General features: G+C 61.4%; 11 protein-coding genes and 1 riboswitch. Of the genes, 10 read left to right on the top strand and 1 reads right to left on the bottom strand.

All coding sequences use genetic code 11. The features are described 5' to 3' along the window. Positions 1-57: 57 nt before the first annotated feature. Positions 58-993 carry a magnesium/cobalt transporter CorA gene (gene corA, locus THECO_RS13190; RefSeq protein WP_015255547.1) on the bottom strand — a complete coding sequence of 312 codons (936 nt, stop codon included), beginning with the start codon at positions 991-993 and terminating at the stop codon, positions 58-60. A gap of 440 nt (positions 994-1,433) precedes the next feature. Then, positions 1,434-1,540: riboswitch (SAM riboswitch) on the top strand. Positions 1,541-1,651: 111 nt separating this feature from the next. Between corA and metA the strand changes: the two genes are divergently transcribed. From metA to liaF, 10 genes are all read left to right on the top strand, one after another. Further along, positions 1,652-2,569: a homoserine O-acetyltransferase MetA gene (gene metA, locus THECO_RS13185; protein ID WP_015255545.1), complete on the top strand. Its 918-nt coding sequence runs from the start codon at positions 1,652-1,654 to the stop codon at positions 2,567-2,569. Positions 2,570-2,668: 99 nt separating this feature from the next. After that, a complete protein-coding gene (locus THECO_RS13180) occupies positions 2,669-3,829 on the top strand; it encodes a PLP-dependent transferase (protein ID WP_041853917.1) in 1,161 nt (386 codons plus the stop codon). A gap of 5 nt (positions 3,830-3,834) precedes the next feature. Continuing rightward, complete coding sequence (locus THECO_RS13175) at positions 3,835-5,031, top strand: MalY/PatB family protein (RefSeq protein ID WP_015255543.1); 1,197 nt, start codon at positions 3,835-3,837, stop codon at positions 5,029-5,031. 516 nt (positions 5,032-5,547) lie between these two features. Continuing rightward, entirely contained in the window at positions 5,548-6,684 is a 1,137-nt protein-coding gene (gene mqnC, locus THECO_RS13170; protein ID WP_015255542.1) for a cyclic dehypoxanthinyl futalosine synthase, read from the top strand. Between the two features lie 132 nt (positions 6,685-6,816). Then, positions 6,817-7,890: a putative sporulation protein YtxC gene (gene ytxC, locus THECO_RS20610; protein ID WP_015255541.1), complete on the top strand. Its 1,074-nt coding sequence runs from the start codon at positions 6,817-6,819 to the stop codon at positions 7,888-7,890. Between the two features lie 375 nt (positions 7,891-8,265). Continuing rightward, positions 8,266-10,203 (top strand): threonine--tRNA ligase, encoded by a 1,938-nt coding sequence (gene thrS / locus THECO_RS13160; RefSeq protein WP_015255540.1) that lies wholly within the window; start codon positions 8,266-8,268, stop codon positions 10,201-10,203. A 73-nt stretch (positions 10,204-10,276) separates the two neighbouring features. After that, positions 10,277-10,855 (top strand): 3D domain-containing protein, encoded by a 579-nt coding sequence (locus THECO_RS13155; RefSeq protein WP_015255539.1) that lies wholly within the window; start codon positions 10,277-10,279, stop codon positions 10,853-10,855. A 164-nt stretch (positions 10,856-11,019) separates the two neighbouring features. After that, positions 11,020-11,568 (top strand): RNA polymerase sigma factor, encoded by a 549-nt coding sequence (locus tag THECO_RS13150; RefSeq protein ID WP_015255538.1) that lies wholly within the window; start codon positions 11,020-11,022, stop codon positions 11,566-11,568. 163 nt (positions 11,569-11,731) lie between these two features. After that, positions 11,732-13,171: a methyl-accepting chemotaxis protein gene (locus THECO_RS13145; protein ID WP_015255537.1), complete on the top strand. Its 1,440-nt coding sequence runs from the start codon at positions 11,732-11,734 to the stop codon at positions 13,169-13,171. Positions 13,172-13,309: 138 nt separating this feature from the next. After that, positions 13,310-14,323 carry a cell wall-active antibiotics response protein LiaF gene (gene liaF, locus THECO_RS13140; RefSeq protein ID WP_015255536.1) on the top strand — a complete coding sequence of 338 codons (1,014 nt, stop codon included), beginning with the start codon at positions 13,310-13,312 and terminating at the stop codon, positions 14,321-14,323. Positions 14,324-14,326 lie beyond the last annotated feature (3 nt).

The following is a 14,326-nucleotide window of genomic DNA, read 5'->3' as shown; positions in this document are numbered from 1 at the left end:
GCCATGAACGAAGGGCTTGCGGGACGAATCGCTCGTCCGCGCAAGCCCTTTCGACGTTTAAAGCCAATTCTTCCTCCGGAACAGGTAGAACATGCCGAAGCCGACGACGAGCATCAGGCCGAGCAGCCCGTAGGCCGCCCATCGGTAGTGCGCTCCCGGCAGGTTGTCGACGTTCATTCCGTAGATGCCCGTAATGAACGTCAGCGGCATGAAGATCGTCGTCAGCGCCGTGAAGACGCGCATGATCTCGTTCGCCCTTCCGGCCAGACTCGATTGGTACGCTTCGCGCAGGTTGCCGATCAGGTCGCGGTAGGTGTCGAACGCTTCCGCGATTTTGACGGCGTTCTCGTGAATGTCCCCGAAGTAGTGCTGCAGCTGATTGTCGATCAGTTTCAGATCCCGCTTGTTGAGCGCGTGCAGCAATTCCTTCTGCGGCCCGAGCGCCTTGCGCAGCCACAGTATTTCGCTTCGCAGGTTGATGATCTCCTCGAGATGGCTCTTCTTCGTATGCATCAGGATGTCTTCTTCCAACTGGTCGATCCGCGTCTCGATCCGGTCGCCGACGAGGAAGTAGTTGTCCACGACCCGGTCGATCAGGTGATACAGGAAAACATCGGGCTGATCGACCTGCTCCTGCAGTAAAATCGGCTTCACCGACCGCAGCTCGTTGATCTTCTGCCGCGTGACCGTAATGATGTAATGCCGGCCGAGAAAAATGTTCAGCGCCCGCAGGAAAATTTCCTCATCGTCGAAACGGATGCTGTTGATGACAATAAAATAATGCCCTTCATGCACTTCCAGCTTCGGCCGCTGCTCCTCTTCGCTGAGGCAGTCCTCCACTTCGAGATCGTGCAGCCCGAACAGCGGCTGCAGCGATGCCAGTTCGTCGACGTGGGCGTCAATCCAGTAGAATCCTTCGCTCGGCGGCGACACCGCTTCGCGGACGTCTTCGATCAGCGTGAAGACGCCTTTGCGCACCAGTCTCGTTTTCATTCCGCTCGCTCCTTTTCCGCAGGTTGAGGCGTCCCGGGGGAACGCCGGTTGCCGCCGGAAGCGCGCGGATGAAACGTCAGTCCATGACCGATGCGTCCGGACGGACGTTCCGCGCCGCGGATTCGGATCCGGCGGCGTAACCGATATGCTTCATGTGACATATATCCGGTCCTTCACTGCCCATTCTGCCGATTCCGCCTCCTTTGCGCGATCTGCCGCCGGACAGCATTCGTCCGGGGTGTCAATCCTTGTCTAGTATACTCCCGGCCAAGCCTCCGATACAAGCGGAAATCTCGGACCCGGGCGGGTCAGAAGGGAAAATGGGCTTGTCCGCGCTTCGAAGCCCGGCGCGGCGGGCGCAGCGCCGGATTTCTTGACGCCGCAAGCGGAATACGCTAAAGTATAGATAATCAATTTCAGACACAACCGAATAGACCACTTTCTTATCAAGAGCAGGCGGAGGGACTGGCCCGATGAAGCCCGGCAACCGGCGTTCAGCACGGTGCTAATTCTTGCGGAAAATGTGATGTTTTCCGAGAGATGAGGAAGGCGGGTGACTTTAGACATTCGGCCCTTTCTCGATCGGGAAAGGGCCTTAAACATGCCGCCAAGATGCGCTCCGCGACAGTGGTCGAACCGATTGAAGGAGTGATCTGCAATGCCGATCAAGGTGCCTGACAATCTCCCGGCCAAGGAGATTCTGGCTGAAGAGAATATCTTTTTCATGGACGAGACTGTCGCGTTCCACCAGGACATTCGTCCGCTCCGCATCGCCATCCTGAACCTGATGCCGACGAAGGAGACGACGGAGACGCAGCTGCTTCGCCTGATCGGCAACACGCCGCTGCAGGTCGAGGTGGTGCTGCTTCATCCGAAGACGCACGTGTCCAAAAATACGTCGGCCGAGCATCTGGCGACATTCTACAAGACGTTCGACGAGATTTCGGCCCAGTATTACGACGGCATGATCATCACCGGCGCGCCGGTCGAGCATCTGCCGTTCGAGGAAGTCGATTATTGGGAAGAATTGAAGGCGATCATGACCTGGTCGCGCCGCCACGTCACCTCGACGTTCCACATCTGCTGGGGCGCCCAGGCGGGGCTGTACCACCATTACGGCATTCCGAAGTACCTGCTGCCCGAGAAAGTGTTCGGCGTCTTCCCGCACACGGTGACGAAGCGGAACGTCCCGCTGCTGCGCGGGTTCGACGAATTGTTCTACGTTCCGCAGTCCCGCCATACGGAGGTGAGGCAGGAGGACATCGAGAAGGTCGGCGATCTCGAGATTCTGTCGAGCTCGGAGGAATCCGGCGTCTACATCGTCGCATCCAAGGACGGCCGGCAGATCTTCGTGACCGGGCATTCGGAATACGATCCGCTGACGCTCAAATTCGAGTACGAACGCGACAAGGCGAAGGGGCTCCGGATCAACGTGCCGAAGAACTATTTCCCGAACGACGACCCGACGCGCATGCCGCTCTCTTCGTGGCGTGCGCATGCCAACCTGCTGTTCTCGAACTGGCTGAACTACTACGTTTACCAGCAGACCCCGTACGAGCTGGGAGCAGGCATATAGTCATCCGTGTCGATCGCAGAACGCCGTCTCGGGCTCCGGCACGGCCTGGAGTCGTGCGGCGACTTTTTCAATCAATACATGATTAAGGAGCTCTGAATGATGAGAATTGAAAGCCGTTTGGCGCAAATCGGCTCGGTCAAGGAGCCCGTCACCGGGGCGGTCAGCTATCCGATCTATCAAGCCACCGCCTTCCGCCATCCCAAGCTCGGCCAAAGCACCGGATTCGACTATGCCCGGACGAAAAGCCCGACCCGCAAGGTGCTCGAGGAAGCGGCGGCCGAGCTGGAATCCGGCGACGCCGGGTTCGCCTGCAGCTCGGGGATGGCGGCGCTGCAGACGATCTTCGCGCTGTTCTCGCAAGGCGACCACCTGCTGGTGTCGCTGGACCTGTACGGCGGCACGTACCGGCTCATTGAACAGGTCATGTCCCGCTTCGGCGTGACGGCGTCGTACCTTGATACGAACAACATCGAAGCGCTCGAGGCGAACCTGAGACCGAGCAGCACGAAGGCGGTGCTGGTCGAGACGCCGACGAATCCGCTCATGATGATCACCGATCTGGCGCGGGTCAGCGAGTGGGCGAAATCCCGCGGGCTGCTCGTCATCGTCGACAACACGCTGCTGACGCCGTTCTTCCAGCGGCCGCTGGAGCTCGGCGCGGACATCGTGATCCACAGTGCGACGAAATATTTGGCCGGCCATAACGACGTGCTTGCCGGACTGATCGTGACGAAGGGCAAGGAGCTGTCCGAGCGGATGGCTTTCCTGCACAACTCGATCGGCGCGGTGCTCGGTCCGCAGGATTCCTGGCTGCTCATGCGCGGCATGAAGACGCTCGCGCTGCGGATGGAGCGCCATCAGGCGAATGCGAGCCGCATCGCCGAATTTCTGCTGGAGCATCCGCTTGTGACGGATGTGTATTATCCGGCGCTGCCGCACCATCCGGGACATGAGATCCAGAAGCGGCAATCGTCGGGGAATACGGGCATTTTCTCGTTCAAGCTCAAAGATGCCCGCCTCGTCGAGCCGGTGCTGCGCCATGTGAAGTTGATCGCGTTTGCGGAGAGCCTCGGCGGCGTCGAATCGCTCATGACGTATCCGGCCGTCCAGACGCACGCGGACATTCCGGAGGAAATCCGGCGCGCGGTCGGCGTGGACGACCGGCTGCTCAGGCTGTCGGTCGGCATCGAGCATTGCGATGATCTGATCGAAGACCTCGGACAGGCATTGGAGCAGGCAGCAAGAGAGACGGAGGTATGACGCACATGACAAACGGACATCGGTATGATTTTGATCGGATCATCGACAGGCGCGGCACGTCGTCGCTGAAATGGGACCAGCTCGAAACGCTGTTCGGCGGCGAGGATGTGCTGCCGCTGTTCGTCGCGGACATGGACTTCGAGGCGCCGCGGGAAGTTGTCGAAGCGATTGTCGAGCGGGCGAAGCGCGGCGTCTACGGCTACACGATCCGAACCGAAGGGTATTACGAAGCGGTCACCGGCTGGCTCGAGCGCCGGCACGGCTGGGCGATCGAGCGCGAATGGCTCGTGTCCTCGCCCGGCGTCGTGCCGGCGCTCGCCGCGGCGATTCACGCGTTCACGGAGCCGGGCGACGGCGTCATCCTGCAGTCGCCGGTCTATTATCCGTTCTACGATGTCATCCGCGCCAACGGCCGGACCATCGTGGACAATCCGCTGCGCATCGAGGACGGTGTCTACCGGATCGACTTCGATTTGCTCGAGGAGCAGGCGAAGAGCGCGAAACTGATGCTGCTCTGCAGTCCGCACAACCCCGGCGGCCGGGTCTGGACGGCGGACGAGCTGAAGCGGATCGGCGATATCTGCCTGAGGCACGGCGTCATCGTCGTGTCCGACGAGATCCATCACGATCTCGTCTTCGCGCCGCACAAGCATGTGCCGTTCGCCAGCCTCGGTCCGGAATACGCGGAGCGTTCCATCACCTGTATCGCGCCGAGCAAGACGTTCAACCTTGCCGGGCTGCAGGCGGCGGCGGCGATCGTGCCGGGCGCCGAGCTGCGCCGGGCGTTTCTGCGGACCGCCCGCCTCGGATTGTCGATTCACATGGACAGCTACTTCGGCGTGACCGGCATGGAGACGAGCTACCGGTACGGCGAGCCGTGGCTGGAGCAGCTGCTCGTCTATCTGCGGGAGAACCGGGATGCGCTCGTCGCGTTCTTTGAGGACCGGCTGCCGGAGCTTCGGGTCATGACGCCGGAGGCGACCTACCTGGCATGGGTCGACTGCCGCGCAATCTCGGACGATCCCGCCGAACTGAAGAAACTGATGTACAGAGAAGCGCGTGTCGCGTTCAGCGAAGGATCGGTGTTCGGCAAGCAGGGAGCGGGCTGGCTGCGGATCAACTTCGGCTGCCCGCGCGCGGTGCTGCTCGAGGCGCTCGAGCGGTTCGCCGCGGCGGCTCGGCGCCGGTTGGACGCGCGGTAAGCGGCGTGTCGGGCGCCGGCCGGGGCGCAGCTGACGCGCTGAAGGCTGCGCGCGGCAAAGCGCGGTGCCGGCTGACGCATGGGAAGGCGCGGCAATGGCCGGACGCGCGGCAGGCGCGGCGGCACGCCGCCCGCCCGCGTGACGCGGTCGGCCTGCGCGGGGCATGCCGCAGGCCCGCGGACAAGGCGCCGGCCTACGGGGCAAGCCGCAGCCCATGGGGTGCATTTGTGCACCCTATTCGGGCAGATTACGCAGCCAACGGCCAATAAGGTGCAAATCTGCACCAAATCTTGCCTTGCTGATGCCGGCCGGGCTGATTCTGGTGCATTTGCGCACCATATTCGACGGTTCGGCAAATCCGAGGGGAAATCTGGTGCATTATTGCACCAGATAGAGCCGCACCGAATCTTTGCAACGGGTCTGTCAGTCGACGTGACAGACCCGTTTGTGTTACGATGATAGGGACAACGTACATGCGGCCGGATCGGCCGGCCTGGGATGAGGAGGGTCCGGGAAATGAGCCAAGTGGACCGCATACTGGACAAAGCGCTGAAAGGCGGAAGACTCGGCCTTGAAGAGATCGTGACGCTGTTCGAAAGCGACGAAATCGAGAAGATGGGCGCAGTCGCGGACACGATCATGAAGCGATTCCATCCGGAACCGATCACGACGTTCGTCGTCGGCCGGAACATCAATTATTCGAACATCTGCGACACCTACTGCCGGTTCTGCGCGTTCTACCGTGCGCCGGGATCGCCGGAGGGCTACGTGCTGCCCAACGAGACGATTTTCCGGAAGATCCAGGAGACGGTGGATGTCGGCGGGACGGAAATTTTGATGCAGGGCGGCACCCATCCGGATCTGCCGTTCTCGTACTACCTTGACCTGCTGCGCGAGATCAAGAAACGGTTCCCTGGCATCACGATGCACTCGTTCTCGCCGGCCGAAATCCGCAAGATGCAGCAGGTATCGGGCGGGCTCTCGCTCGAGGAAGTCGTGCGCCAGCTGCATGAAGCCGGCCTCGATTCGCTGCCGGGCGGCGGCGCGGAGATTCTCGACGACCGGACGAGGCTCAAGATCAGCAAGCTCAAAGGCTCGTGGACCGAATGGATGGACGTGATGAAGACGGCCCACCGGATCGGCATGAACACGACGGCCACCATGGTCATCGGGTTCGGCGAGTCGATGGAGGAGAGGGCGCTGCACCTTCTCCGCGTCCGCGACGCGCAGGACGAATGCATCCGGAACGGCTACAAATCGGAAGGCTTCCTCGCGTTCATCCCGTGGACGTTCCAGCCGGACAACACGAACCTGAAGCGGGAGAAAGCGACGCCCGAAGAGTACCTGAAGACGCTGGCGATCAGCCGCATCGCCCTCGACAACATCAAGAACTTCCAGTCGTCCTGGGTGACGATGGGGCCGGAGATCGGCAAGCTGACGCTCAGCTACGGCTGCAACGATTTCGGCAGCACGATGATCGAGGAGAACGTCGTCTCGGCGGCCGGCACGACGCACAAGGTGAACATCGCCCTCATCCTCGATCTGATCCGCCAGGCGGGCAAAATCCCGGCGCAGCGCAACACGCGCTACGAAATTTTGAAAGTTTACCACGAGTCGGAAGGCGTAAGCCGCGACTTCGTTATGCAGAACTGAACGGCTGTCCCGAGCCCGGTTTTCCGGCGCGCGGGGCTTTTTTTTGCCTCAAATTTCTATCCGTGCCGCTCCCTTCTTCGTATATCCGCCGATGGGCGGCCATATACTGTTGTCAAGGAAAGGAGTGGGCCCATGGAGATCTTCGAGGTCAGGTTATCCGCCGCATCCGAAGACAAGCTGTCCGAGCTCACCCGTTGTCTGACCGAATCCTTCGCGGATTTACATATAGACGGACGTCTGGAGACCGTTCCGGCGCACGGCCTGATCGTCTTCCGCTGCGCGGACGGCGCGCCGGATGAGAAGGAACGGATGGCCATCCACAGCCGCGCTGCCGAAGGCATGGCCGAGTATGTGCTGACTGCGGTCGAACCGGAACTGATCCGGATCATGATCCGCAAATATTACCCGTGCGGCGATGACGATCTGGAACGCATCGCGGCGCTGTGCATGCAGATGCTCGGCTCGCAGCCGGTCCGGTCAGACGGTTCGGCGAAAGAAAACGGCCCGCTCACGACTGACGCCATCATCAACCGATCCGCCCGTTTGTCCAGTGCCCCCGCACAATCACGCAACGGACAACCGGCCGGCCCGGAGAACGCGGATGCATCCGTCAAGGCCGGCCGCACCTCAGTCCCCAAGGCGGACGCCACCCTGGAGTCCTCCGGCATGGAGCCTGACTTGGCCCGTCGCAGGCGCAAAAGACACATTGCGTCGGAACTGTTCGCTTACCTGCAGGAGCGGCCGTCGCTCCATCTGGAGGGCTACATCACGTTCCGGCTGGACAAGTATTGGGAAGAGCTGGCCGAGGCGGCGGAAGCCGCGGTCGACGAGTTCGTGATGGACCGCCAGTACCGGGAGTTCATCGGGCTGCTCAACGAATTCGTCGGGCTGCAGCAGCCCAAGGTGTCCTCGGTCAATCTGGTGCTCAAGGCCGACGGCGGCTTCGCGCTGTACGACGAGTCGTTCCGTCCGATGGATCCCGGAGAAGGCGGGCGACTCACCCTGGAACTGACGGATGAGGAGCTGAACGTCGAAGACATGGTCGTCAGCTGTCTGATCGCGATCTCGCCCCGGGAAATCACGCTGCACGCCCGTGATCCGGAACTGCCGGTCGTGCGGACGATCGAAGCGATTTTCGCCGAGCGGGTGACCGTCTGCGCGGGCTGCCGCTCCTGCCGTCCGCTGACCGGCGCCGCTTTGAATTGACCGCTTCCGCGGACGGAAAAAACTCCGCGCTTCTCGCTTGACCGTGCCGAATGCCGGGAGTATAATGATGTGCAACGGCGACGACGAAGACATGTTCTCGTCAACCGGCACGGTACAGAGAGAGGGAACACGGGCTGCAATTCCCTCCCGGAGCCAGACGGGAATACCCCTTCATCAGCCGTGCGGTTGAACGGGCCTTGCCCCAGTATGCCGCACCGGGTCATCTCCGTTACGGGATGCTTGAGGCGGACGTCCGCCCCGATTCGCATGGCATTCGGGACACGGCGGCCGCGAACAAGGGTGGAACCACGGGCAGACAAGCGCTCGTCCCTTTCGGGACGGGTGTTTTTTATTTTTCGAAGGAGGTTGCCAAACATGTCGATTCGCATCACGTTTCCGGACGGCGCGGTAAGGGAGTATGCCGCGGGAACGACCGTCGAGGAAGTGGCGGGCTCGATCAGCCCGGGATTGAAGAAGAACGCCGTCGCGGGCAAGGTGAACGGCAAGCTCGTCGACGTCTACGCGCCGATTGAGGAAGACGCGACGCTCGAGATCGTCACGCCCGATTCGCAGGACGGCCTCGAAATCATGCGGCACAGCACGGCGCACCTGATGGCGCAGGCGCTCAAGCGGCTGTACGGCGGGAAGAACGTCAAGCTCGGCATCGGGCCGGTCATCGAGGACGGTTTCTATTACGATGTCGATCTGGACCGTCCGATTTCTTCCGACGATCTGGAGGCAATCGAGAAGGAGATGGCCAAGATCGTCGCCGAGGATCTGCCGATCCGGCGCCGCGTCGTGAGTCGCGAAGAAGCAATCAGGATCTACGAGGAGCTGGGTGACCCGCTCAAGCTCGAGCTGATTCATGACCTGCCGGAGGACGCGGTCATCACGATCTACGACCAGGGCGAGTTCTTCGACCTGTGCCGCGGGCCGCACCTGCCGTCGACCGGGCGGATCAAGTCGTTCAAGCTGCTCAGCGTCGCGGGGGCGTACTGGAGAGGCGACTCCCGGAACAAAATGCTCCAGCGCATCTACGGCACGGCGTTCCCGAAGAAAGCGCAGCTCGACGAATACCTCCATCTGCTGGAAGAAGCGAAGAAGCGCGACCACCGCAAGCTCGGCCGCGAGCTCGGCATGTTCACGTTCTCGCGGGAAGTCGGCCAGGGGCTGCCGCTCTGGCTGCCGAACGGCGCGAAGCTGCGCCGCACGCTGGAACGGTACATCGTCGACCTCGAAGAGCGCCTCGGCTATCTGCACGTTTACACGCCGGTGCTCGCGAACGTCGAGCTGTACAAAATTTCCGGCCACTGGGACCATTACCATGAAGACATGTTCCCGCTGATGAAGCTGGACAACGAAGAGCTGGTGCTGCGCCCGATGAACTGCCCGCACCACATGATGGTGTACAAGAGCGACATGCGCAGCTACCGCGATCTGCCGATCCGGATCGCCGAGCTCGGCACGATGCACCGCTACGAAATGTCCGGCGCGCTCACCGGCCTGCACCGCGTACGCGCCATGACGCTGAACGACGCCCACATCTTCTGCCGGCCGGATCAGATCAAGGAAGAGTTCGCCCGCGTCATCCAGCTCATCCAGCAGGTGTACAAAGATTTCGGCATCACGGAATACCGGTTCCGGCTGTCGTACCGGGATCCGAAGGATACCGAGAAATATTATCCGGACGACGCCATGTGGGAGAACTCGCAGCGCATGCTGAAAGAGGTCGTCGAGGAGCTCGGGCTGCCGTATTTCGAAGCGGAAGGCGAAGCGGCGTTCTACGGACCGAAGCTGGACGTGCAGATCAAGACGGCACTCGGCCGCGAAGAGACGCTGTCCACGGCGCAGCTGGACTTCCTGCTGCCGGAACGGTTCCAGCTCGAATATATCGGCGAAGACGGACAGAAGCATCGCCCGGTCGTCATTCACCGCGGCATCATCAGCACGATGGAACGGATGACCGCTTTCCTGCTCGAAAACTTCGCGGGGGCGCTGCCGCTCTGGCTGTCTCCGATTCAGGCGCGCGTCATTCCGGTCTCGCAGCAATTTGACGATTATGCGCAGAAGACGACCGAGCGGCTGAAGGAAGCGGGCATCCGCGCCGAAGCGGACCTGCGCAACGAGAAGTTGGGCTATAAAATCCGCGGCGCGCAGCTCGAGAAAATTCCGTACATGCTCATCGTCGGCGAGAAAGAAGCGACCAGCGACGCCGTCTCCGTGCGGAAGCGAGGCGAAGGCGACATCGGCGCCAAGTCCGTCGCCGAGACGATCGACATGCTGCTGGAGGAAATCCGCACCCGCAAAGTGTAAAACCGCGTGTGCACCGCCTGCATAATTCAGAAGGCATCGGGGCAACCTCCGAATAGGGAGGAGATTCGACTCGATGTCGACAGCATCTGGTTTATCGCGTTGTCGTTCTGCGGCGCTTCGGCTCGCGGCAGCCGCCGCTGTGGCCATCGCCGCCGTATGCGCGCCGGTCGCCCCGGCAGCTTCCGCACCGGCATCATCCGCCGGAACCGCGGACTCCGAGGCGGGAGACGCGGAAGCCGGCAGGTTCGAATCCGTCGTCGTCACGGCGACCGGCTATACGGCCGGAGTGGAATCGACCGGCAAGCGGCCGGGCCAGCGCGGTTACGGCATCACGTATTCCGGAGTCAAGGTGAGGCGCGGAATCGTCTCAACGATCGCCGCGGACCCGAAGGTTTTCCCGATCGGCACCCTGCTGTACATTCCCGGTTACGGGTACGGCGTCGTCGCCGACACCGGCAAGGCGATCAAAGGCCATCGCATCGACCTCTATTTCGAGACGCCGAGCCAGGTTTACCGCGAGTGGGGCAAGCGGACCGTCAAAGTCGAAGTGCTCAAGCGGGGAAGCGGCAAACTGACCGAAGCGCAGCTTGCCGAACTCGGCCGCGCGGTTGCGGCCGGTCAATGGATTCCCGTCGCGAAGCGCGAAACTTGATACCTGCGTGACATATCCCGTTGCCATCGGCGGCGGGATTTGATTTTTTTCGGGGGCAGTGGACAAATCATGTCCTTCGGTACTCGTATTTGCCACTGTTCCGTGGTAAGATGTATTGTGCGGGTAAGGGGTTTGTAAAAAATTTCCTAAGGATGTGCGGTGCCATGTCCATGAACGGGAACGGCGGGCAGATGGCGGGCATTCTGGATCCGCAGAAAGAAGCGGAACTGGTGGAGTTGTACAACCAAATGATTCGCGTTGCCTACGCGAACGTGTACAACAAGTCCGACGCGCTCGATGTCGTCCAGGAGGCATGGGTCAAAATGCTGGCCAAGCGCGCCACGCTTCGCGAATCGGACAAGCTGGCCGCTTGGGCCAAGGTGATCACGCGCAATGTCGCGGTGAACGTGAACCGGGTAGCAGCCCGCACCCGGACATGGGATGATGCGGATCTCATGCGGGCTGCCGGAGAGCGGGCGGACCGGGCGGAAGAGCTGATGACGGAAATCTCGGAGCTGCTGGGGCAGCTCGAGCCCGCGGCGCGCACATTGTTTCTCTACAAATATTATTACGGCCTCAAAGATCAGGAGATCGCCAACGCCATGTCGATGCCGGTCGGAACGGTGAAAGCGAAAATCCACCGGGCGCGGGAAAGACTGAAAAAAGCGCGGCTCGCGGACCTGGAGTTGAGGAGCGAAGGTCGGTCGGTTTAAATCGGTTTTGCAATCGCATACATAAGAAAAAGGTCATTTTTGTCACGTGAGTGCAAACTTTATGACAGAGGATCTGACTAATTAATGTCAGATCCTTATTTATTTCTCGCCAAAGTTTAAATATAATGTTATAAAAACTTACATAATTTTTGGGGGGATGCGGATGAGCTCAATTCGACATTGGTGGAACCGGGCGGCCATCGATCCGGATAAACCTTCGGCGTTCCGGTCCGCGGAACATGAAGAAAAAGTGTCGCAGCTGATCCATGAATCGCTGGTCATCTCCGACCGGATGCAGGCTGCCGTGGAAGAAGTCAATCTGGCGGCCCTCGAATTGTCGGAGATTGCCAACCGTTCCCGGGCGCAGGAGGAGCGGCTGCGCAAGCTGGGCCGGCAGGCGGTGGACCGGATCGAAGAGACGTTCGCCGCGCTTCAGACGGTCGAGGCGCGGGCGGAGGAAATCAAGGACAACATGCTCCGCACGAGCGAACAGAGCCGGGAGGTGAGCCGGGTCGTCGTCGATGTCTGCCTTTCGCTGGTGAACACCGACGAAGTCATGAACGACCTCGGCCGCCACAACCGGACGATGGAGCAGCGGATTGACGATCTGATATCGCAGATGTCGCGCATCGGCGAGATCAACGCCTTCCTCCAGGAGATCGTGACGCAGACGTCGCTGCTCGCGCTTAACGCTTCGATCGAGGCGGCGCATGCGGGCGAGTACGGGCGCGGCTTCGCCGTCGTGGCGCAGGAGATCCGCAAGCTGGCGGAACAGAGTCATGAATCGCTTCGGAGGTCCGGCGGCATCGTCAGGGAGATCGAGGAGGGCGTGCGGCAGGTCGTCTCGTCCGTCAGGGAGGAGAAAACGGCGGTGCAGCGCGGCATTTCCGAGAAGACGCAGACCAAGGCGCGGATGGACGATATTTATGCCCGCATCGCCCGGCTCGATCCGCTCGTATCCTTCGCGGCGCAGGCGAGCGCCGAGCAGTCCGCGCTCACGGCGGGGGTGACGTCGATGCTCAAGGAAGCCGCGGATGCGATGGGGCTGACCGTGCGGAGCGTCGACGAGACGCTGGAGCTGACCGCCGAGCAGCGGAAGCAGATCGCGAAGCTGGATCGGGTACGGGAAGATCTCGGCCGGAACTCGCGGGCGCTCTACGCGGCGATCCAGGAAGTCGGATTGCGCCGCGAATCCGGCGCGTCCGATCTCCCGATCGAACCGATGATCGAATGGCTGGCATCGATTGCCGCGCAGCCGTCGATCCGCTCGCTGGATGAGAAGGTGCATGCGTCGACGCTGAAGGCGCTCATCGAAGCGAAGCCGGAGATCGAGGCGATCTGGTCGAACCGCGCGGACGGCTCGTTCATCTTCTCCTTCCCGGAAGCCGGGCTGCTCAACGCGCGCGGAAGGGAATGGTGGAAGCGGGCGATGGAAGGCAGCACGTACACTTCCGAAATCTACGTTTCCGCCATCACGAAACGTCCCTGCCTGACCATCTCGATGCCGATTCCGGACGACCAGGGCAAGCCGGCCGGCGTCATCGGCATCGACATCCGGTTGGAACAGGCCGGGCAGGCGCGGCCGCGGGCGGCCGGCGGCTGAAGGCTTCAACCTGAATATCCCAGTCCGGCAGGCGGCTCGGTCTCCAGACCGAGCCGCCGTTCATTCGCGGGGTCCTTCCCGGCATGTCAAGATTCCATGTATACTGGACGTACCACATAAGCAGCAGGAGAGATGGACATGAACATGAAAATATTCGGGCGGGTCTTCTGGGGGCTGGTGCTGCTCGCCATCGGCGGCCTGTTCCTGCTACGGCAACTGAATCTGCTCCCTTTCAATTTCGATATCGGATTTCTGTTCTCGACGTTCTGGCCGATCATTCTGATCGCCATCGGCTTGCAGAGCCTGGTCAGCGGCGGCGGCTGGTGGGGCATGATCCTGGTCGGGCTCGGCGCGTTCTTCCAGCTTCAGAATCTGAATTTCATCCATTTGTCGCTCGGCGAAGTGATCCGGTATGGCTGGCCGGTGCTGCTGATCATCTGGGGGCTCAACATGATTTTTCGGCCGGGAAGGAAGAAGAGAAGCGAAGTCGGCTGGCAATCGTATCCGCCGAAAACGGGAGGTCCCTACCATGGCGGCGAACGCCCGGTTCCGCCTCCGCCTCCGCTCCATCCGAATCCGCTCGACCTCGATTACGAGCCGCCGAAAACCGGTGACACCGGCGCGGACGGACACGCCGGGACAAGCGGGCATCATGGAGCGGGCGGGCATCACGGTCCAAGCGGCTGGAACGGCGCGGGCGGCTGGAACGGTCCGGGCGGCAGACCGAAACATGCGGCGGATGACGATCGGCCGGACTGGATGCCCAACCTGAACGCCGAGAACCGGAGCGGTTTCATCGGCGACATCCACCTCGGCGGCGACTACTGGGAGCTGCGGCCGATGAACATTTCGCTGTTCATCGGGGATACGGTGCTCGATCTGACGAAAGCCCAGATTCCGCTCGGCGAGACGCGCATCAACGTTTCTTCGTTCATCGGCGACGTCAAGGTGTTCGTGCCGAACGACCGCGATCTGGGCGTCAGCGTCACCTCCAATTCGTTCATCGGGGATACGCGGGTGCTGGATCGGCATGAGGGCGGATTTTTCAAGAACGTGAAGTTCGAGACGCCTTATTATCATGAAGCGGACAAACGGATCCGGCTGATCGTCAGCTCGTTCATCGGCGACGTCCGCATCGTGAAGGTGGGATAATCG

The organism is Thermobacillus composti KWC4 (assembly GCF_000227705.2).
GTDB lineage: Bacteria > Bacillota > Bacilli > Paenibacillales > Paenibacillaceae > Thermobacillus > Thermobacillus xylanilyticus.
This window is presented reverse-complemented; position numbering and strand designations above follow the sequence as displayed.